Raw genomic sequence first — 22,365 nt, forward strand, 5'->3', positions numbered from 1 at the left:
TCCTAATTTTTGACTGTAACCACTGGGTTACAGTTCAACTTTCTACTTAATTCTACATTAATAAGCATAAATACTTAAAATTAGTCATTTGTGGGCGACTAGATATACAATGATACTACCTTTAGTCAATATTGGTTAAACTATCTTGAAAACAGGGAGTAGGGAGTAGGGAGTAGGGAGTAGGGGAAACGGGATCGTCTTGCTTGTAAAGAAATGGATACAATCTATACAGCTTTGTAAAACAGAAGCCCTGGCTGATTCAATCCCTTGCTTTTTCACACTGATGTATCCAAAGAGCGTGTGAAAATAAAGCTTAGCAAGTACGTTTTACTGGCGGCTCCTCCTAGAATTGCTATTACACACAATTTAGACGATGCAACCACCGATTACATCTGGCACTATCCTGCAAAACCGTTACCGGATAATAAAAACTCTAGGTCAGGGGGGATTCGGTAGAACCTATCTAGCAGAAGATCAAAGGCGTTTTAACGAACTTTGTGCAATCAAGGAATTGATTCCAGTAGTAACGGGGGGTTATGCATGGGAGAAGGCAAAAGAACTGTTTCAGCGAGAAGCGGCAATCTTGTATCAAATACAGCACCCCCAAGTGCCACAATTTCGGGAGAGATTTGAACAAGACCAGCGCTTATTCTTAGTGCAAGACTATGTTGCTGGAAAAACCTACAGCACTTTACTGGATGAGCGCAAAGCGTCTGGTAAAGTATTTGCGGAGCAAGAAGTGTTACAACTGATACATTCTTTGCTGCCAATTTTGGAACATATTCACAGTCGGGGCATGATTCACAGGGATATTGCTCCGGATAATATTATATTGCGGGACAGCGATCGCTTACCAGTTTTAATTGACTTTGGTGTCGTCAAAGAACTGGCAACTCGATTAAACTCTCCAGATAATACAATCCAAGCAACAACTGTGGGGAAATTTGGTTACGCTCCGAGCGAACAAATGCAAACGGGTAGAGCATACCCCAGTAGCGATCTCTATGCGCTTGCAGTCACAGCGATTGTTTTGCTAACAGGGAAAGAACCTCAACAACTTTTTGATGACAACCAACTGAGTTGGAATTGGGAACGCTGGGTGACGGTGAATCCTCTATTGGCGCAAGTGCTGAATCGGATGCTGAGTCGAAAACCGAGCGATCGCTATCAAAGTGCTACGGAAGTTATGCAAGCGCTGCAAGTTGTAGGAAAATCAAGTCCTCCTACGCCTGACTTATCCAATGTTCAAACAATAGCAGTTGTTCAGCGTCCTGCTCCAGTTCCACCTGCGCCAGAGCAACCCGAACCAGTGATTCCGCCACCTGCTAACAATTCACTTCTAGATAATCCTATAGCGATTGGAGTCATTACCATTATTGTTATCGTTTTGGCAGGATTTGGTTCTTGGGCTTTTGTGCGGTCTTTCCGCGATCGACCCCAGCCATCATCAGAACAAACCACAGCCCCACAAACTTTCCCCTCACCCGTCATTCCTGGGGGAACACTAACACCAACACCAACGCCAACACCAACACCAACACCAACGCCAACACCAACGCCAACGACTTCTACCCCAACACCGATCCAAACCGAAGCACCTGGTGTTTACAGAAGACGGTTGAGTTTTGATACATCCAATACAGAAACCGTTCAGGGGATTCTTGCAGCCCAGGAAACCGCCTTTTATGCTTTTCGGGCTAAAGAAGGACAACAGTTGACTGTGAGTCTTGAGAAAGAAGGTGGTGTGTTACTGACAATCTTAGGACCTAATCGGGAACCAATTGATAATTCTGCCAAGCAGGTCTCATTTTATCAAGGAAAATTACCTGTTCCTGGTAGATATACCATACAAATAAACCCTGTCCCAGGGCTTGACCAAAGTGATTACAGTTTAAATGTTGTATTAGAAAACTCGGTACAACCAACACCAACACCAACACCATCGCCTTTAGAGCCATCATCCACCCCAGCACCATTACCCACGGAAATTACACCCACTCCTACACCCACAGAACCAGTGACCAGTGACCAGTTACCAGTGACCAGTGACCAGGGAGAAGTACTAATCCCTAATCCCCAGTCTCCAATCCCCAGTCCCCAGTCTCCAATCCCTAGTCCCCAATCCCCAATCCCCAATCCCCAATGACACAGCCATTAAACGTACTACTGATTGCAGGAACTGACACAAATGCTGGTAAAACTGTTTTGACAACAGCATTAGCAGCTTATTGGCAAAAATACTGCTCGAACCGCAGTTTGGGAATTATGAAACTCATGCAGTCGGGAGAGGGTGATCGCGAGTGGTATCAAAAAATATTTTCTTTGGAACAATCTCCTGAAGAAATCACACCTTTGTATTTTAAAGCACCTCTTGCTCCTCCAATTGCTGCAGCTAAAGAAAATCGAACAGTAGATTTAGCAACTGTATGGCAAGCTTTTACAGCTTTACAACAGCGTCGTGAGTTCCTTTTGGTTGAAGCTCTTGGAGGATTGGGTACACCCGTTACTGATGAATTGACGGTAGCTGATTTAGCAGGTGACTGGCGACTGCCTACAGTATTGGTAGTACCAGTGAGATTGGGTGCGATCGCGCAAGCAGTTGCAAACGTAGCATTGACAAGACTTTCACGCGTCAATCTTAAAGGAATTATTCTCAACTGCGTTCAACCCCGAACGGAAGCAGAAATTGCTGACTGGACTCCTGTAGACTTGATTCAATCGCTGACAAACATACCTGTTTTGGGTTGCTTGCCATATGTAGATAATTTGGCAGATCTGGACAAGCTTGCACAGCTAGCATCAAATTTAGATTTAGAAATAATGATGAATTTTTAAGTGAGAAAATGTGAACAATGATTTCTACACTCCCAAACTCCACTTCTGCTGATTTATCTCGCGTTCGCTTGTCCATTCGTTCGCTGCAACCCCAACTGGTTGAGTGGCGGCGACAGTTACATCAAAAACCAGAACTAGGTTTTCAAGAAAAATTGACCTCCGAGTTCATCGCCCAAAAGTTGCAGGAATGGGGGATCGAGCATCAAACTGGCATTGCTCAAACTGGCATTGTTGCAATTATAGAGGGACAAGGGACTGAGGATAAGGGTCTACCGATGGGGAACGAATCTTCTCAATCTCCAACCCCTAAAGTTCTGGCAATTCGAGCGGATATGGATGCCTTACCCATTCAAGAACTTAATGAAGTGCCATACCGTTCCCAACATGATGGAATTATGCACGCCTGCGGGCATGATGGACATACAACTATTGCTCTGGGTACAGCTTATTATCTCCATAAACATCGAGAATCTTTTGCTGGTACTGTCAAAATGATATTCCAGCCTGCAGAAGAATCGCCAGGGGGTGCAAAGCCGATGATAGACGCAGGAGTTTTGAAAAACCCTGATGTTGATGCGATTATCGGTTTACACTTGTGGAATAATTTACCTCTGGGAACTGTAGGTGTCCGGGCTGGTGCATTGATGGCAGCAACAGAAATCTTTCAATGTACAATTTTGGGTAAGGGCGGACATGGTGCTATGCCCCATCAAACTGTGGATTCAGTTGTCGTTGCTGCCCAAATTATCAATGCCTTACAAACTATAGTTGCTCGTAATGTCAATCCTATTGATTCTGCAGTGGTGACAGTGGGTGAGCTTCATGCTGGAACCAAGTGGAATGTGATAGCTGACACTGCAAAAATGAGTGGCACTGTTAGGTATTTTAATCCAGCGTTTGAGGGTTTCTTTAAACAGCGAATTGAGCAAATTATTGCGGGTATTTGTCAAAGCCATGGGGCAAGTTATGACTTAGAATACTACTCACATTATCCACCAACCATTAATGATGCTGGGATGGCGGAATTTGTGCGATCGGTTGCGGAACAAGTTATAGAAACCCCTGCAGGTATTGTCCCAGAATGCCAAACCATGGGCGGCGAGGATATGTCTTTCTTTTTGCAAGAGGTTCCTGGTTGCTATTTCTTCTTGGGTTCTGCAAATCCTGAAAAGGGTTTGGCTTATCCCCATCATCATCCTCGGTTTGATTTCGATGAAACTGCATTGGCGATGGGAGTGGAGATTTTTGTCCGTTGCGTGGAAAAATTCTTGAGTTTTACATAATGAGGGAGAGGGCGGGCGTCCATTTATGCGGGAGAGGGCGGGCGTCCATTTATGCGGGAGAGGGCGGGCGAGGACGCCCACCCCACAGGAATATGGTTGATTAATCAAAAAACTGCTGTAATTTGCAAGTGGCTCAGTTTCTTCTTTGTAAATGCTGAACTCTTGCTAGCGATCTGCCACATAAGTTTTGATGGGTAAAGTTGGTTGAGATTCCGGACGCTCTCGCCTATCGTTCCCAGGCTCCGCCTGGAAACGAGGTGGTACAAAGTTTCTACAGCCCCTTATAGCGAATGTGGTGAACTACTAGCCTCGCCTACCTTGCATGACTGGTAGGTCGATGTATGAAGCATTGACAGCATTTCGTTGTATGCTGATTTCTGGTGTACCAACTGCGGGATAGCGGGCGAATAAGTCTTTGTCGTGTCCGGCGATCGCCACCCGAACTCGGTGTCCTTGTTTGAATAGCACCGAGGTTGGTAAGAGATGAAACTGAAGTTCAGTTAACTGTCCTGCTTCAAAAGGCAAGCTATCTTGACGTTTGAAAGAATGGTAAGAACCAAAAACGGCATAGGGAGGATGTTCTTTGGACACCTTGCGGTGAATGGGTCGAAATTGTCCTTCTGTACTATATGTAACATTGCCATTTTCATCTACATCTTCCAGGTAGACGAAGAAGGCACCATCGTTAGCAGTAGAAGTAACGTAAAGGGTCATCTTCGACTATTAAAATTCTCCGTAGTGGAAGTTGAGCAGTTGTGTTGCCATCAAAGGGTATTGAATATGACATAATTAATCTGTTCGATCTTCTCGTCGCACTTCTTCGACTTGACCAACTTCAAATATGAGGGTAAAGGGTTGTCCCATCTCACGCTCAATAAATTCTTCTAACAACTGTACTTGTCGAGGAGTGACTGGGTTCTTAGCTCGCACGCTCAGGCGTACTTGAGGGGGATTGCTGAGCCAGTTAGTATTACTGCCAAGCAATTGCAAGCGCTGAAATGTAACAGTTTTATTTAACAGCGCTCGTCGAACGCTACTTTCTAATTGCGCTTGTCGCACAAGACGAACAAAGCTAACACCCAGGGGAACCAGTAGGATTGCAGTCAAAGCTAAAGCCCACATCAAGGGTTTTCTCGCCTGTACCAAGGAGGTGTACCTTGCTACCAGGAAGGTTACCATACAAGATAAAGCTATGCCCAGCAAGTTAGTAAGATAGAGCAAAGTAGCCCCCAAACTGAGAGACCAGTTAGCCTGCGCTATTCCCAAGCCAATTACGCAAACTGGTGGCATCAGGGCAACGGCAATGGCTGTTCCTGCCAAACTACCAGAAATTTTTGGTTGAATCTTCGCGTAGCCACTAATACTGCCAGCTGCCACAGCTATACCTAAATCTAAAAGTGTTGGTTCAGAACGTGCTAGTATCTCGCTACCGTAACTGGGCATTCGGACAATCCAACCCAGACAACAGGCAATGACCATTGCTAGCAGTGTTCCTACCACAACAGCGATCGCTCCCTTGCGGAATAGGACAACATTCCCTTGCAAAGCACCAAAGGCTAGCCCTCGGATTGGTAGCATCAGAGGTGCAACAACCATAGCTCCAATGATAACAGCAACACTGTTGGAAAGTAAACCAAAGGTGGCAATAGCACAGGAACTAACTATCAAAGCGAGGTAAGACAAATCTAAAGTTGATTCGTCTAACAATGAGCTTTGTAACTGTTCGATTTGGACAGGCTCGACTTCTTTCTGTTTCCAATCTCTGAAACGGTCTCGAATGTTACTTGCCAAGACTTTTTTCTCCTGAATGCAGAATTTGCTGTCAAGTCACTTTTATAGGAATCATAAATGATTTGTCAGAAATTTTAAGTACTGTAGGGTGGGCTTTAGCCCTACTAGTCCTGTCAAGGTGGCTCATAAAATTTTGATTCAGGTAACAATTTCTCATCTTTCTCCTCTGCGCTCTCAGCGCCTCTGCGGTTCAAAAGTAATTTATTTAACCACAGAGACGCAGAGTACGCAGAGTTAAGAGGTGAGAGAGCTATTGATTTCCTGAAGTTTTATCTACCTTGACAGGGCTAGCAATATCCACCCTACGTATAGTTCAAAAAACAAATAGGAGTTTTACATAACTTGTAAAATGTAAAACTACCAATCAACATAGATAAATTTAGATGATTAACCTCTACAACATATAATTTGGTTGATGACCGCTGGACTTGTAGTTAATAATATCTAAATTTAAGTATCGCGATCGCTAACAGTAGTTTTTACTCAAATATTCCTATGATGGTTGAATCTGCAATGGGCGAAGAAGTCTTAAGAGCAAATCTAACGCAGTTTCTTTTGGTACTTGCGGTTTCTTTGAGCGTAGCAACGTTACCGCAAATCTTTAGCTGGTTTCGCCAAATACCTTATACCTTACTGCTAGTGATTGTGGGATTAGGATTGGCTTTTGCTGATATCCGACTGGTGAATCTTTCTCCTGAATTGATTTTGTTGATTTTTCTACCGCCTTTACTGTTTGAAGCAGCATGGAATTTAAAATGGTCAGACTTAAAGCGAGATTTGTTCCCAATTTGTTTGTATGCAGTCCTTGGGGTAGTCATTTCAATTTTGGGGGTGGCAATAGGTTTAAATCAATTCGCCGGACTCTCATTGAGTACTGCTCTACTCATCGGTGCTAGTCTTTCTGCTACCGATCCAGTCTCAGTGACTGCTTTATTCCGAGAATTGGGCGTTCCCAACCGTCTGACAACACTCATGGAAGGCGAAAGCTTGTTCAATGATGGTATGGCGGTGGTTGCTTTTACTTTTTTGGTGGGACTCCCTCTGGGAAATGCGGAATTGGCACTCCAACCTATTTTAGTACAGCTGTTTGCAGTTGTCGGTATTGGCGTGGCAGTGGGAGGACTCATTGGTTTTGGTATTTCCTATGCAACCCAACGCTTTGATTTACCGCTGGTGGAACAGTCCTTAACCTTAGTTGCTGCCTACGGTACTTACCTAATGACTGAAAATTTGGGTGGATCTGGGGTGATTGGAGTTGTTACCACGGGCTTAATTTTGGGCAACTTTGGCTCTCGTATTGGCATGAATCCGCGTACAAGGTTAATTGTTTCCGAATTTTGGGAGTTTATAGCGTTTTTTGTCAACTCGATAGTCTTCCTCTTGATTGGGGATCAGGTGCGATTTGCAAGTTTGAAGGAGAACATAACTATTATTGCTGTGACATTGGGAGCAATGATTTTGATGCGCGCAATTGCAATCTTGTTGCTCAGCAAGTTGAGCAATCTTTTACAAGCATCAAAAATTCCTTTTCCAGACCAGACTGTTCTTTGGTGGGGTGGCTTGCGCGGTTCTGTATCTATTGCTTTGGCATTGAGTGTACCCACGATTGTGCAAGAGCGAGAAAAAATTATTGCTACAGTCTTTGGAGTTGTGTTGTTTACTCTGCTATTCCAAGGGCTAACGACTAAACCTTTATTGCAAAAATTAAATCTTTTGGGGGATTTACCTTTGCGTCAGCAGTATGTAGAATTAATATCCCGTCAGACTGCTCTTAATCGCGTTCTCCAGTATCTAGCTCAAGTCAATGACCGACCAGGGATTGAACCGGAGTTTTACCGCTACCAACAAACCTTGGTTAAAGGAGAAATCAAGCGGTTAGAAACAGAAATTGATTCTTTACAGAATGAATACCCCAATTTGCAAAGCTTCACTAACGAACAACTACAGACGGAAATTCTAGCAGTTGAAGCAAACACTTATGCTGAATTTGTGCGTTCGGGTTGGTTAAATCGAGAACTTTCACCCTTTCTCTCTGAGGTTCATGACGATTCTTGAATGTCAAAGACTAGCGATCGCTAGTTTTTGATAGTTGTGGAATGACTACAGTAAACTGAGTTCCCACTCCCACTTCACTCTCTACAAAAATTTCTCCCTGGTGCAAATCCAGAGACTTTTTCACCAGAGCTAATCCCAATCCCGTACCAAGAATTCCTTTCACATTATTACCGCGCTTGAAAGGCTCGTACAATTCTTGTTGAATTTCTTTTGGAATGCCAATACCAAAGTCCCTCACCTGAAATGTCACAGCTTCAGGTTCGCATTTCAAAGTAAAATAAATATCTTGACTTTGAGGCGAATACTTAATAGCGTTGGAAAGTAAGTTACTCAGAATAGAATACAGCAAATTTTCATCGACTTTAGCGTGAGTGCATCTCCCTTGTTTGTCAAATCTAATCAAAGGCTGAGAGTGGCTCATAATTTGCATATCCTCAATTAAATTCAGACAAAAAGTTTGCATTTCAACAAGTTCGGGTTTGTACTCCACCTTTCCCGCTTCTGCTCTTGCTAAAGTTAGAATATCTGAGAGTAATTGAGTCATTAACTTAGCTGAAGATTGAATGCGATAAAGATTTTTGAGTTTTGGCTTCGCAACAACTGAGTGCAGGCTTTCTTCCAAAAGTTGTGCTGAGCCTAAAATAACACTCAAAGGAGTACGAAATTCATGAGAAGCCATGGAGAAAAACTGAAGCTTGAGTTCACCTAATTCTTTTTCTTGAGCTAGCTTATTTTTAAGATTTTCTGCTTGCTGGCGCTTATTCATTTGGCGATAGAGTTGACCGTAAACCCCAAATAGGATAACAAATGTGAAAAAAGTTCCTATGATTTCAATGAGCATTCTAGATTGGATAGTGGTCTGAAATTCTTTCACCCACACTTCTAATGCCTGTTCTTCATCAAGTTGCATTTTGTCAATAATTTGTTGAATTTCCGTCAGATTGTGCTTGCTAAGAGCAGCGAGATTTGCCTGATTTGATGCAAAATACTGACCTTTTTGGTAACGTTCAATAGACTTTTGAGAAAGAGCAATTCTTCGCTCCAGAAGGGCTTCTAACTTTATCAACTGTTCATGCTCCTTGGAGTTTTTCCCTAATAATCTTCCCAATCTCTTAAGTTTTGGTTCGATTGTTTGAATTGCCTGATGGTAACGCTTTAACTCTGACTTATCTCCCAAAAGGATGTAACCGCGTCGCCCAGAGTCAGCATCATTTAAGATAGCAGTAATTCCAATGAGAGTTTCAAGGACTTCATGGCTTTGTTTAACTTTGTCGGTGCTTTTCTCCAAACTTGTTGCATTTTGGTAAGAAATGCCACTCATAACAGCCGTAACTGCTATTGCTATACCAAAACCACCTGCAATCCACTTTCCCTCAAAAGACCACTTCATAATGTTTTTTACCTGGTAACCTAAAATTTAAAATCCAAAATCCAAAATCTTAAGTTCTAAATAATGCGTATTTTGGTAGTTGAAGATGATGTCCAAATTGCGGATATGCTGGCAGAGGCTCTAACTAACCGCCAGTATGTAGTGGACGTAGTACAAGATGGCGAAACAGCATTGAACTATGTTCAAACCCTAAATTATGACTTAATTCTGCTAGATATAACTTTACCGAAACTAGATGGAATTGGGTTTTGTCAACAACTGCGCGATGGTACTAAGACGATCGCAGATGGTGGGCTTAACCTATCCATTCCCATCCTCATGCTTACCGCTCGCGATACCGTAGCAGACAAAATTGCAGGGCTAGATGCTGGAGCAGATGACTACATGGTTAAGCCCTTTGACCTGGGAGAGCTCATGGCTCGCGTGCGGGCGCTCTTACGGCGAGGAAGTTCTAGAGTCGGAGCAAAACTTTTTTGGGGGAATTTGTGCATCAGTCCCAGTACCTACGAAGTCACTTATGAGGATCAGTTTGTGAATCTAACTCCAAAGGAGTATGCGATTCTGGAGCTATTGGTTTCTAGCGGTCGTCGAGTGTTAAGTAGACCGGGAATTATTGAACGAGTCTGGTCGCTAGAAGATCCGCCAAGTGAGGAAACGGTCAAGTCCCACATCAAAAGCTTGCGGCAAAAACTTAGAGAAGTTGGTGCGCCCGATGACTTTATTGAGACAGTTCACGGGCTTGGTTACCGCCTCAAGCTGCTTTAACTCTACCCGGTTTTTACCCGATTTCTCCCTAACTTTTCAACTTTTTTTTAATAACCTAACAACAGAGAATTAACTCCTCTAACATCACACATGATTCTTGTGTTAATGCAAGAATCATTTTTTATTTTGGTCATTGGTCATTGGTCACTGGTCACTGGTCACTGGTCACTGGTCACTGTTAAAGAGGTGAGTATGGCAATATCTCTGGACAAATCAGTTACAAATACTTATCAGTTTTCTCGCACTCAATGGCATCAAGTTCATTTTAGAGAAGTTGCTTTTTTCCTGGATACTAACCTAGAAACGGGGTTGGCATCTGCTGAAGTCGAACGACGACAAGCGGAGGTTGGTCTGAATGAATTAACCAACAAACAAGGTAAAAGCGTTTGGTTGCAGTTTTTGCTGCAATTTCATCAGCCTCTTTTTTATACTTTATTAATAGCAGGGTGCATCAAAGCTATACTCGGTTCCTGGACAAATGCGATCGCAATTTGGGGTATAGCAGTCCTCAGTGCTCTTATTTTCTATTTACAGGAATTGAGTGCGGAAAGGTCAATTGCTACTGTTGTAAAAGCAGTCACAAACAAAGCGGGTATAATACGTGATGGAAAAACGGCTCGTATCCACGCTTGCGAATTGATACCGGGTGACTTAGTACTCCTGAATGCTGGCGATCGCGTTCCAGCTGACCTGCGGCTTGTGAGTACGCACAACTTGCAAATGAATGAGTTTTCTCTAACTTGTGAATTTAATCCTGTTGAAAAAAGCACCATTTCCCTCAATGAAAATACTCCCTTAGCTCAGCGTTGTAACATGGCTTATGCAGGAAGCTTTGTCACCTCCGGACAAGGAAGAGGGATTGTTGTAGCCACAGGGAACAGCACGGAATTGGGGAAAGTATCTCAATCCATCAAGCAACAAACTAGCTTGAGTACACCTTTAATCCGGAAGTTTGGCTACTTCAATCGAATTTTGCTCTGTGTTGTGTTCGTACTGGCAAGCTTAACCTTTGTGTTGGGATCGGGACAAGGACGCTCTTGGCGTGAAATGTTTGAAGTGGTAGTGGCTCTAGTAGTGAGTGCCATTCCTGAAGGATTACCTGAGGTACTGACCATCATTCTAGCAATTGGGGTGGCGCGAATGGCACGTCGTAATATCCTTATCCGCAAACTTCCTGTAGTAGAAACACTGAGCAGTACTACCGTCATCTGTCCTGACATGAGAACACTCACCGAAAATCAGATGACTGTACAACTTATCTGGGCTGGTCAGCAAAGATATGCAGTAGACGGTTTGGGCTACAGCCCAAATGGGACAATTTGGGAAGTTGGTCATTGTCAACCTATTCATTTTGGCGGGCGATTTTTAAATTTTGGCTTGGGCGAAACAAGTGAGTCAGGAAGCAACCCTAACTCCAAACGGCAAAATCCTAAAATAAACATTGCCTTACGGGAATGCTTAGTTGCGGGTTTGCTGTGCAATAACTCCCACCTAGAACCCAAACAAAATCAATGGGTTGTGGTTGGTGATGCTACCGAAGGTGCTTTAATTATTGTTGCCCGTAAAGCTGGTTTGAGTCAGTCTAGCCTCACAGAAGTCATGCCTAAGTTGGATGTGATTCCTTTTGAATCCGACCTCCAATATATGGGAACCTTGCATGGAACAAAAATCAACGATAAGCGTAAAAACATATCATCCTTCATTTCAGATTCCTCAGAAAAAAGGATTTATGTAAAGGGTTCGGTGGAAGTCGTTCTCAACCGTTGTAGGCAAATGTTGGATTCTGACGGAAATCTTGTTCCCCTCAACCGCCCATCTGTGGAACTTGAAGTCGAGATGATCGCAAAGCAGGGGTTGCGGGTGCTGGCATTTGCCAAGAAGTTGATGGTAGGTAACTGTAACTCCTTAGCTCGCGAACATCTGGAATCAGATCTGATTTTTTTAGGACTACAAGGCATCTTTGACCCACTTCGATTGGAAGTGTTTGCAACCATCCAATCTTGCTATTCTGCGGGAATTCAAGTAAAGATGATTACCAAAGACCATATCGTTACGGCGGTAGCAATTGCCAAAAAGCTGGGGCTGCAAAACAAAAATCAATTGCTAGCGTTTGAGGGACAACAGCTAGCACGTATGAATGGGAGGGAACTCGCACAAGCAGCACAAGCAGGAGTCGTCTTTGCCAGAGTAACTCCCGTCCAAAAGCTACGTCTTGTAGAAGCGTTGCAGTCTAAGGGTGAGATTGTGGCGATCGCAGGAGATAAGGTGAATGATGCTGCATCTTTAAGACAGGCGAATATTGGTATTGCAAGGGGTGATGCGGGAACGGATGTTGCTAAAGAAACTGCCGATCTGCTGCTCATGGATGACAACTTTGCTTCTATTGAAGCAGCAGTTGAGGAAGGACAAACAGTTTACCAGAATCTGCGTCATGCGATCGCTTTTATCCTACCTGTTAATGGTGGTGAGTTAATAGCGGTTTTACTCAGCGCCCTCATGTCACGAGAATTGCCTCTCTTACCGCTACAAATCCTGTGGCTGAACATGGTTAACTCAACCTCTCTGGCTATCCCCTTGGCGTTTGAACCTAAACCCCGTCAGATGATGTTTCCAGATGCACGCTGTCGTAACAAACCCTTGCCATCCCAACAGATGTTCTGGCAGATTTTGATTGTGTCTGTGTTCAACGGAATATTGATTTTTGGAATGTATGAATGGATACGCCAGACTACAGGAGAAATTGCTGTGGCGCGGACAATGGCAATCCAGACATTCATTACTAGTAGAATTATATATTTATTAAGTATCAGCAACTTAGGGAGTACAATTGCTGCCAAACTCAAAGGTCAGGCAATATCAATTCAGAATTCTCCTGCGATTATCATTGGCATTTTTTGCACTATTGTCTTGCAAGTCCTCTTTAGCCAGTGGAGTTTTATGAATGCTTTGTTTGACACTGTACCACTCAATGTAAACCATTGGTTTACTTGGTGACTCTTTTGAAAATAGGGAGTAGGGGGTAAGGAGTGGGGAACTCAGAACCCCTACGAAGTGGGGATTAGGGGAAGAGGGATTTTTATGATTGGTGGGGAAAATTTTTTTATCGCGACTGTCTTAGAGAATGTCAATCTTCAAGTTCTACTCGAAAGATACAAGCATTCCCGAGCGATCACCCAGTCTTCTTGGGTATGAATCACTAACACCCGCACTTTTGAATCAGCTGCAGCAATATCCACATCTTCATGCAAGTGAATATTTTTTTCTGGGTCAAGTTTCAATCCTAAAAATTGAAAGGCTTCACAAGCAGCAGTGCGAATGATGGGAGAGTTTTCTCCAATTCCTACTGTAAAGATGAGAGCATCTAAACCTCCCAGACTAGCAAGCATGGCACCAATGCCAGACCGAAGACTATGCACGTAGATGTCAAGAGCTAATTGAGCACGTGAGTTGCCTTCTGCAATTGCCGCGAGAATCTGACGCATATCTGCTGATACACCTGATATTCCTTTTAAACCAGAAGCTTTGTTCAGCAATCTATCTAACTCATCAGCGGTGCAATTTTCCTCACGCATGAGGTGAATGAGAATACCAGGGTCAACAGAGCTAGAACGAGTGCCCATCATTAAGCCTTCCATCGGCGTGAACCCCATTGTGGTATCAACACTACGCCCGTCACGAATAGCAGCTAAAAAACAACCGTTACCTAAGTGACAAGTCATTAAGCGCAACTGTTTGAGGTCTAGACCTAACGTTTGATAGGATAAATTTTTTAATCTCAGCCAAACCAATACCATCTTCACATTTGGTGGGACTCTGGGCTTACCATCCCAGGAAGATTATTTGAGTGAAAACAGGGCTGTTGCAAAGCTTATTTAGATTATGTGGCAGCCAGCCTGGAAGTCGCTGGCAGTTCCCCAGCAGAAGCAGCAGGCTAGAAGCGGTTTCTGCTGCTGCCCCAATCGCCTGAATCGCAGGTGCCACGGAAACGCTCGATCCCATTGATGGCAATCCGTCCACTGCGTCGATCAATCTCAACACCTACGGTGTACACAGAAGTCCTAAAATCCTTGCCTGGTAAGATAAAAGCCTTAGTAGGTAAGGTTTTGAGTTAAGCCTGCTGATTCTCAATAGTGCCAGCTTAATGATAGAGGTTAAACGGAAAATCAAGGATTTCAAAAAATCATTTTCCGTTCTTTTCCGTCCATTTGATTCCTAACTCGACTTGTGTGTACACCGTAGCCCCTTTACAAGGGGAGGGTTAGGGTGGGGTAAAAAATATTTGATACATCAATTATGACTTTTAAAACATCCTCTAAGGAAGAGAGTAAAAATTAAATTTACAAAAAAAATGTAAATAAATGTTGTTGCTTTGATTGAATATGCTGAAATAGCAAATAATTATATTTATCTTTAAAAAAAGTATTTATTTGTCCTTATGTTGCATATTTTCGGAGCGGGCAATGATAAATTTAGGTTTTCGAGGTTCACTCTGTGCAAATGGTGAGTTAGTAGTTTATGAATAACAACCCTACTCCGACTATTGAAGGCGGCGAACCGCTACCTTTGCATGAACTGATACACCACATTCTAGAATCTAAGACAACAGCCACTGAGAGATTGTTTTATGGAATCCCAGTTTTGGGAACGATGCAGCTGCTCAACCAACAGCTTGCCAATCAGCCCGGTTTGAATTTTTTCAATGCAACCTTGCGCGGCATCGGACAGGCTATTTTTGTTAACAATCCCATTAGTGGGCTGCTGATTATTATTGCCATGTTCATCCAGTCTCCCTGGTTGGGGATTATGAGTTTGATAGGGACTGCCTCTGCAACATTAACAGCGATCGCTTTCAAATTGAATCCTAGCGCGATTCAAAATGGCATCTTTGGTTTGAATGGGCTGTTTGTTGGGGCAACATTGGCGTTTTTCGGGCTGTTTGGTGGCAAAGGAGTCTGGAATCCTAGTTGGATCGTCGCAGCAATTATGCTTTCTGCTCTATCAACCATCGTCTTGCAGACCGTAGGAACATGGTTTGCTACCCGCTTCCCTCCTTATTGCCAGTCTCGCTTTATACAGTTGCAACTCCCGAAGAACACCGACAGCGTTTCCTGGTGGCTCGCGACATCATCACCCGATTTCGCAAACAACTGACGGCTGCGATCGAGGGGGAGCGTCATAACGTCCTATTTGAACAAGCGTCTCCTGAAATTAAAGGTAACCTTCGCTATATCTTTGATGCTATCGATCGCGATCGCAGTGGTGAACTCTCAACTCACGAATTAGCGGCACATCTGCAATCAGCAGGAAAAGGCTTCCAGGAGGGTGAGTTGACGTATCTATTCAAATCGATAGATCGCGATGGCAGTGGAGAAATCGATTTTGAAGAGTTTGGCGAATTAATGCTGCGTCACCGCCGTCTCATGTCGAGGTACACGGAATTTGTCACGTATTTTCTACCGCTTGATGCTGACGAAGATGAATTCATCAGTACCAAGGAAATGAATACGGCGCTAGCGAGTGTGGGAGAACCGCCTTTATCTAATGATGAAATTGCCTTTCTGCGCGATCGCACAGGCGGTGAGCCGTTGACTTGGAATCGGTTTATTGAAGTGCTGCTAGTGACTTGAACCCACATTTCCCTGACTACAAAACTCAATAATTCTATTCGAGGTAAAAGATTATGACCTTCACCGAACGGTTTAAAAGTTTCACGATTTTGCATTCAAATGATATGCACGGAGACTTTCTGGCAGAAGCTACAGGTGTAGCAGAAGGCCATGTGATTGGTGGAATGGCGCTACTTTCCGGCTATATCAATCAGGTACGCCAGGAAGAGAAAAACGTGCTTTTTGTCATTTCTGGTGACATGCTCCAAGGCTCTACGATTGATGTGGAGTATAAAGGTCTTTCAACCATAGAAATTATGAATTACCTGGCTCCAGACGTAGTGACTCTAGGGAATCATGAACTAGATTATGGGTTCCCTCACTTACTTTTCCTGGAAAAGATGGCAAATTTTCCGATTGTGAATGCCAACTTATATATCAAAAAGTACAACAAGCGCTTAATGAATCCCTATCTGATCCTCAATGTCGATGGATTCGACATTATGTTCATCGGGATTATTACTGAAGAAGCTCTGAAAACATTAAAACGTGATAGAAGTATTGGTACATTCGTAAGTCTTGAAGATGCCGCCTCAGAAGTTGGTAAGATTTGCAACGCCTACAAAAATGACGACATTGACCTGACAATTATCCTGACCCACATTGGTTTTGAAGAAGATAAAAAACTAGCAGCAATGCTAAACCCGGAATGGGGTGTGGATCTGATCATTGGCGGACATTCCCATACATTTTTAGAACAACCTGCCCAAGTTAATAACATTCTAATTGCCCAAGCTGGAGTTGGCACAGACCAAATTGGACGCTTTGATGTTGTAGTGGATGACGATACTAACAGCATCGTTGAATGGAAGTGGCAACTCCTCCCTGTGGATAGTAATTTGGCACCGCCAGATCCCGAAATCGAAAAGCTGATCGCTACCTTTAAAGAAGATGTAGATCGTAAATACAATCGACTAATTGGACGACTAGCCCGTAAACTGACTCATCCTAGGCGTGAAGAAGAAACTGAATTGGGTAACTTATTCGCTGATATTTTTGCTCAACTAGATAAGTTAGATGTAGTTTTTGTAGCCAGTGGTGCAATCCGGGGAACAGAATTAGGACCGCTAGTAACATTGAGCGATCTCAAACAAATCTTTCCTTACGAAGATCCTATACGTAAATATAGGGTTACAGGCGTACATCTCACCAAAATATTCGCACACATTATGAGATTAGAAAACAGAATACCCGGTGAAAGTGAGTATCTTCAGGTCAGTAAAGCTGTTAAGGCCGTTTATAGAGACACTGAAGAAAAGCTTGAATCTTTAAGCATTAATGGACAACCTGTACAAGACGACCAACACTACACCATCTGTATGGATGGCTATCGTTTCCAAAATTCAGAGCATATTCTAGGCATGACCCATGAAGAATTAACAAAATTAGCTACTCCAAAGGTAGTCACAACATCTTGCCAGGATGTCATTGAAGAATACTTTAGTCATCATCAAAATCTTGACAGCTATATCGAAGGAAGATTTGTCTACAAGTAAAGGTTTTATATCGCCTTCAGATAAGTTCTATGGAGTAGCAATTAGCATGATAGTCCTTCAAAACCAGATCGTACCAGTAATAATAGATACAGACGGTGGTGTTGATGATGCCTTAGCTCTGATTATGGCATTGAATTCACCTAAATTAGACCTAAAAGCAATTACCGTTGTAGCTGGCAATATTAACGTAGATCAAGCTGCTAATAATGTGTTGCGCGTAGTGAGTATTGTTGAACCCGATACTTCGCTCATTGTTGCCAAAGGCTGTGAAAAACCACTTGTGAAACCTCCGTTCAATGCAGCAGGAATTCATGGTGGAGATGGTTTGGGTGAGTTAGAGCAATTTAAGGAAGCGGATGGTACACCGCGCTACCCCAAACTTACTACTAAGCCATCTACAGAGAATGCTATTAATCTGCTTCTCAAGGCAGCTCAAGAGTACGATAATCTGACCATTATTGCTTTAGGACCGCTTACGAATGTAGCAACAGCGATTCAGAAAGATGCCACAACCATGAAAAAAATAGGGCGGATTATCATCATGGGTGGGGCTGTTACTGTACCCGGAAATATTACAGCAGCAGCTGAATTTAACTTTTTTGTAGATCCCGATGCGGCTCAAGTCGTCATGGAGTCGGGAATTCCCTTGACTTTGGTTGGTTTAGATGTGGCGATGAAAGCCCCTCTACCACGCCAAGTTGTTGAAGATAATTTACAGCGTCGTCCTTCAAAAGTCACCCAGTTTATTGCCGACTGCACGGGAATTTATATGGCTTTCTATCGTGACAATGAAGGCTTTTATGGGTGTTATTTACACGATCCCTTGGCGATGGCGGTTGCAATAGATCCCAGTTTGGTAACTACAGAATCGCTGCATATGATGGTTGAAATTCAGGGACGATTTACGACTGGAATGTCACTAGCCGATCGACGCGATCGCAGAGATGAGAAAACTAACGCTCCCAACGTAGAGGCTTGCTTAGATGTGGATACTGAACGCTTTTTACGTCTATTCGATCAACTTGTCTGATGAGTGATATGTGAGTGGATACCTTTCCACTGTTAAACTACTTACTAGTAAAACTTAATAAATAAGAGTGAACAATGAATAATAACTCTCAAAACAATGGGTTAGGCGCAAATAATGGACTGAATAAATTCTTCAAATTTGGAGACGTTCCCCATCTTGAAGGTTTGGGAACTCGTTCAGTGGAAGCATGGTTTTTAGGTACAAAAGCAGAAAATGTTGATGAATTTGAGCGTTTAGTTGTAGAAGCGATTCGCGACCACGCATTTTGGCGTCGAAACTTTCATCCTGGCGATCCAACTCATGTTACCGAGCAAATTAAACGACAACCAGATTACTTACAAGCGATTGATAGTCTCAAGGAAAATTACCGTTCGTTGCTAGCGTTTTTGAAGAAATCTGTGCCTTTCTTCAGTATGCGCTACCAAGGTCATATGAACTGGGATATGACAATGCCATCAATCTTGGGCTATTTTGCAGCAATGCTGTATAACCCAAATAATGTGGCTTTTGAAGGGTCAAGCGCAACAACGCTTTTGGAAATTTTGGTAGGAGACGACCTTTGCCGAATGCTGGGATACAGCATAGCAGATGAGGCAGAAATCGAAAAAGGAGCTATTCGCCCCTGGGGACATATTACTTGTGGGGGAACTGTTGCCAATATTGAGGCAATTTGGTCAGCAAGAAACTTGAAATTCTATCCCCTTGCCTTGCAAGCAGCTTTGCAAAATGAAGTGTCACTTAAAGCCGCACAAGATATTAATATTTCTTTACCTACTGGTGGGTTAAAACCTCTTATTGAACTGGACACTTGGTCTGTACTTAACTTAAAAGGTGATGACATTCTGGCATTACCAACTCGACTCTATCAGGAGTATCAGATTAAGAGTGAAACCCTCACAGAAGTCTTGTCTGAGTATTCGCTGCAAAACCTTGGAATGGCGCAATTTTCAAATCGCTTCCTCAGCAACATCAAGTCTTCTCCTGTCTTCCTCGTACCTGCAACCAAACATTATTCATTTCCAAAAGCAGCTGCTTTGCTGGGAATTGGAGCGTCAAACCTGATTGACGTTCCTGTCGATGAAGACGCCAGGATGAGTATTGCTGAAGTTAGAAAGATTCTTCAAGTTTGTCTAGCTGAACGCAAACCTGTGTATACTGTAGTTTCGGTCATGGGAAGTACAGAAGAAAGTGCAACTGACCCCCTTAAAGATATTCTGGAACTGCGAGAAGAATTTCGCTCTCAAGGGCTAGAATTTACAGTTCACGCTGATGCGGCTTGGGGTGGTTATTTTGCTTGTTTGCTTCGTGAAGATGAGACTAACAATTCAATAGAACTTACGAAGACAAAAGAAGAATCACTCCTTGAGATTGGATTAAGTTCTTATGTCACCAAGCAGTTCCAAGTCTTAGGCAAAGCTGATTCCATCACGGTAGACCCTCATAAATCCGGATACATTCCTTACCCAGCCGGAGCATTATGCTATCGCAATTCAGCAATGCGGGATTTAGTGACGTTTGCTGCTCCCTATATGTACCATGGTGAAGCAGAACCCACTGTTGGTATATATGGTTTGGAGGGATCAAAGCCAGGAGCCGCCGCAGCCTCTGTTTATCTCAGCCATCAGGTTATTCGTCCAACAAAGAGTGGATACGGCAAAATTATTGGTAAGGCTCTATTCAATTGTAAGAAACTTTATGCGCGGCTCCTCTGTATGGCGCATCCAGACGACAGATTTGTTGTCGTTCCCGTCCCTCGACTTCCCGCAGAAATCTCTGGTTCTAATGTAGAGGAACAAATTCAATTCATTCGTGAAAGAATTGATAAAGCAAGTAACGATCAACTCTTGGCTGATAAAGAAGCAATGCACCTGCTTTCAGAAATCGGTCCAGACCAAAATATCATCACCTACGCGTTTAATTTCAAAAATCCTGACGGTTCGCTCAACACAGATTTAGCTTTGGCAAACCGTTTGAACAGAGCTATCTATGATAAGCTCAGCATCGATCCGGGTGAGGATATTTATAGTTATAAACTTATCGTCAGTACCACAGATTTTGATATTGCTCATTACGGAGAAGTTTTTATCGAAAACTACAAACGCCGTCTGTTAGGAGTATCTAACGCACCTGGCTCTTCAATCACGGTACTACGCTCTACAGTACTCGATCCGTGGCTTACAGAAACATCAAAGAGTTCATTTCTCAATCTTATTGAACATGAGTTGCGTAACTGCGTTTCTGATTCTCTGTTCCGAGATGCTCTTCTTCAAGTGTTTGAAGATATTGACAAAAATAAAGATGGAGTTTTGGAAATCTCTGAAATTGAGTCTAAATTCAAAGCTTTGGGTTATGGAGATAAAGACATCAATATGTTCTGGAACATGAGCGATGTCAACAAAGATAGTACTTTGTCAATAGAAGAATTTGTACAACACTTCTCACAATTCCTAGTATTGTCATCTCGCCATTAATGGCAAATACGCATATCAATGCATATTTTACTTAGAGATTGTTAGCAGTGAGTTGCTTTGTAGTTAGTGGTGAAAACTTTACTTTATAAGTGTTACAACTACTAACTACTACATTAACAATTTGGTTGGAATAGGCAACCACTGATTGCAAAATGTTTCATCACTCCCTCCTGTTTATGAGAAACTTTCTGAAAAGCTTTCCTGGCGCAATTACTTTCTCCTACCTACTTTTTTTCACCAATTGCGGAGTGGCTGAGCCGCCTCTAACCAATACAACAAATAGTCTTGTTGGTCAAGTGACCTCAGTTAGCCAATTGACAGATGTGCAGCCTACAGATTGGGCAGCTAACCCAGCTTCAGTAAGTGCGATCGCGATCGAGTATGGTTCTTCACCTGTTGAACATGGTATACTCAAGACACGCATTACTCGATCGCGATGGTTTGGAAACCATTCAGACATGACATAGCGGCTTAAAAATACAAAAGGTTCTCTGTCCCGAAAAAACCACGTCTCTGGCACGACTACCATTTCAATCAATTGTTCTAGTTCCTGAGTTGATGTTTGCAATCGTACCAGATAATCTGTTATGTCAGTCAAACCACAATTTGCCATGCATTGAGAAATTGCTCTCTTCATGGTGACAGAGCCAAGGGTACTCGGATCTAACCCTATCTTCTGTTTCAGTAAATTCTCAATTGATAACTGAGTCATGATTCAGCTTGTCTAAACGAGCTAAGCCAAAAATACTATTTTTTCACGATTTATATTTTATCGTACTTTTGTCAATATGGACTTCACGATCTCCGGGTTTTAGCAGTTGCCAATTCTTCTGAACAAACCCAGGCGCAATGGAAGCCAAAGGGAACTCGTTGAGGGAGTATCACGCGGGCTACTGGTTCAGCAATGATATTTTGGGCATCTAAAACCAGCAATTCTGAACGCTTTTCAACAGCATCATGAATATAAGTTAATACCCATCCGTCGTCTTCAGCTTTGCCATTGGGACGAGGAGCAAAGACACATTCACCGCCAAACCGTCCACAACCAAAATATTTAGATTGCGCTGTTCCGACTTCTAAATCATACAAAGTACAAATAGCCGCTGATGGCAAGGTCATGATTGAAGAATTAGATTTGGTGCGCCAGTTCATTTGGGATAAGGTAAATAAGAACAAACTTGTGATTGACTTCTTCGATTGCATATAAAACTTCCACTGGATGAGTTCAAAGCAAACTTTGAGTCGATCGCAAGGATTAATCAAGACTTTGTGATGACTCAACAACATTCTCTAGCGATTTGGAATATTTTTGCTTATCTTGAAACTTTAGCCACCACAAACGAATTAATCGAGTTTTCCTTATTGCTAAACAAAGGTGATATCTGAACATGATTCACCAAGATTGGGGTAGAACCAGAATAGTCTTTCCCAGCTTTTGGCAATAGCTGACACTACCATCACTCTCATGACAGTTGAGGATGTGGAAAGTAGGGTGATAAAAGTAAAATAGAAAACTCCAGTCACGAGTTTGTCGGCTTTCCATGTTGCAGCCCGTCGTTAAGCCGGATGCGAACATGGTCAAT

At 42.9% G+C, this 22,365-nt stretch carries 16 protein-coding genes and 1 pseudogene; 11 read left to right on the top strand and 6 right to left on the bottom strand.

From position 1 onward, the window contains the following. Positions 1-373 precede the first annotated feature (373 nt). The 3 genes from WA1_RS28810 to WA1_RS28820 are packed head-to-tail and all read left to right on the top strand — an operon-like array spanning position 374 to position 4,118. Positions 374-2,146 (top strand): protein kinase domain-containing protein, encoded by a 1,773-nt coding sequence (locus WA1_RS28810; RefSeq protein WP_017747133.1) that lies wholly within the window; start codon positions 374-376, stop codon positions 2,144-2,146. Continuing rightward, complete coding sequence (gene bioD, locus WA1_RS28815) at positions 2,143-2,835, top strand: dethiobiotin synthase (protein ID WP_017747132.1); 693 nt, start codon at positions 2,143-2,145, stop codon at positions 2,833-2,835. Before WA1_RS28810 ends, bioD begins: the two co-directional genes overlap by 4 nt. A gap of 17 nt (positions 2,836-2,852) precedes the next feature. Next, positions 2,853-4,118: a M20 metallopeptidase family protein gene (locus tag WA1_RS28820; RefSeq protein ID WP_017747131.1), complete on the top strand. Its 1,266-nt coding sequence runs from the start codon at positions 2,853-2,855 to the stop codon at positions 4,116-4,118. Positions 4,119-4,421: 303 nt separating this feature from the next. Here the strand turns inward: WA1_RS28820 and WA1_RS28825 are convergent, their stop codons facing one another. Together WA1_RS28825 and WA1_RS28830 are read right to left on the bottom strand one after the other, a co-directional pair. Further along, positions 4,422-4,832: a CocE/NonD family hydrolase gene (locus WA1_RS28825; protein ID WP_017747130.1), complete on the bottom strand. Its 411-nt coding sequence runs from the start codon at positions 4,830-4,832 to the stop codon at positions 4,422-4,424. Positions 4,833-4,907: 75 nt separating this feature from the next. After that, positions 4,908-5,909 (bottom strand): DUF389 domain-containing protein, encoded by a 1,002-nt coding sequence (locus WA1_RS28830; protein ID WP_017747129.1) that lies wholly within the window; start codon positions 5,907-5,909, stop codon positions 4,908-4,910. A gap of 495 nt (positions 5,910-6,404) precedes the next feature. Between WA1_RS28830 and WA1_RS28835 the strand changes: the two genes are divergently transcribed. Continuing rightward, positions 6,405-7,964, top strand: a complete 1,560-nt coding sequence (locus WA1_RS28835; RefSeq protein WP_017747128.1) for a cation:proton antiporter — start codon at positions 6,405-6,407, stop codon at positions 7,962-7,964. Positions 7,965-7,974: 10 nt separating this feature from the next. Here the strand turns inward: WA1_RS28835 and WA1_RS28840 are convergent, their stop codons facing one another. Beyond that, positions 7,975-9,354: a sensor histidine kinase gene (locus WA1_RS28840; RefSeq protein WP_017747127.1), complete on the bottom strand. Its 1,380-nt coding sequence runs from the start codon at positions 9,352-9,354 to the stop codon at positions 7,975-7,977. A 63-nt stretch (positions 9,355-9,417) separates the two neighbouring features. On the opposite strand from WA1_RS28840, the gene WA1_RS28845 reads away from it, so the two are divergent. Further along, a complete protein-coding gene (locus WA1_RS28845) occupies positions 9,418-10,119 on the top strand; it encodes a response regulator transcription factor (RefSeq protein WP_017747126.1) in 702 nt (233 codons plus the stop codon). Between the two features lie 90 nt (positions 10,120-10,209). Further along, the gene (locus WA1_RS28850; RefSeq protein WP_017747125.1) at positions 10,210-13,113 is read left to right on the top strand and encodes an HAD-IC family P-type ATPase; all 2,904 of its coding nucleotides are present in this window, start codon (positions 10,210-10,212) and stop codon (positions 13,111-13,113) included. Positions 13,114-13,250: 137 nt separating this feature from the next. On the opposite strand, the pseudogene WA1_RS28855 reads toward WA1_RS28850, so the two are convergent. After that, positions 13,251-13,874: pseudogene (locus tag WA1_RS28855) on the bottom strand (acetate/propionate family kinase); the annotation flags it as partial. A 760-nt stretch (positions 13,875-14,634) separates the two neighbouring features. Between WA1_RS28855 and WA1_RS58810 the strand changes: the two are divergent. The 5 genes from WA1_RS58810 (at position 14,635) to WA1_RS28880 (ending at position 20,782) form a co-directional block, all read left to right on the top strand. Continuing rightward, positions 14,635-15,270: an urea transporter gene (locus WA1_RS58810; RefSeq protein ID WP_017747123.1), complete on the top strand. Its 636-nt coding sequence runs from the start codon at positions 14,635-14,637 to the stop codon at positions 15,268-15,270. Continuing rightward, positions 15,231-15,746 (top strand): EF-hand domain-containing protein, encoded by a 516-nt coding sequence (locus WA1_RS58815; RefSeq protein WP_017747122.1) that lies wholly within the window; start codon positions 15,231-15,233, stop codon positions 15,744-15,746. Before WA1_RS58810 ends, WA1_RS58815 begins: the two co-directional genes overlap by 40 nt. Before the next feature lie 53 nt (positions 15,747-15,799). Further along, on the top strand, positions 15,800-17,281 hold the full coding sequence (locus tag WA1_RS28870) for a bifunctional metallophosphatase/5'-nucleotidase (protein WP_017747121.1): 1,482 nt from the start codon (positions 15,800-15,802) through the stop codon (positions 17,279-17,281). Positions 17,282-17,327: 46 nt separating this feature from the next. After that, positions 17,328-18,311: a nucleoside hydrolase gene (locus WA1_RS28875; protein ID WP_017747120.1), complete on the top strand. Its 984-nt coding sequence runs from the start codon at positions 17,328-17,330 to the stop codon at positions 18,309-18,311. Between the two features lie 74 nt (positions 18,312-18,385). After that, positions 18,386-20,782: a pyridoxal-dependent decarboxylase gene (locus WA1_RS28880; protein ID WP_017747119.1), complete on the top strand. Its 2,397-nt coding sequence runs from the start codon at positions 18,386-18,388 to the stop codon at positions 20,780-20,782. Positions 20,783-21,074: 292 nt separating this feature from the next. On the opposite strand, the gene WA1_RS28885 is transcribed toward WA1_RS28880, so the two are convergent. Further along, entirely contained in the window at positions 21,075-21,494 is a 420-nt protein-coding gene (locus tag WA1_RS28885; RefSeq protein ID WP_017747118.1) for a CheR family methyltransferase, read from the bottom strand. An 83-nt stretch (positions 21,495-21,577) separates the two neighbouring features. Further along, positions 21,578-21,901: a carotenoid oxygenase family protein gene (locus tag WA1_RS28890; protein ID WP_336389812.1), complete on the bottom strand. Its 324-nt coding sequence runs from the start codon at positions 21,899-21,901 to the stop codon at positions 21,578-21,580. Positions 21,902-22,365: the final 464 nt, after the last annotated feature.

This window comes from Scytonema hofmannii PCC 7110, assembly GCF_000346485.2.
Lineage (GTDB): Bacteria > Cyanobacteriota > Cyanobacteriia > Cyanobacteriales > Nostocaceae > Scytonema > Scytonema hofmannii.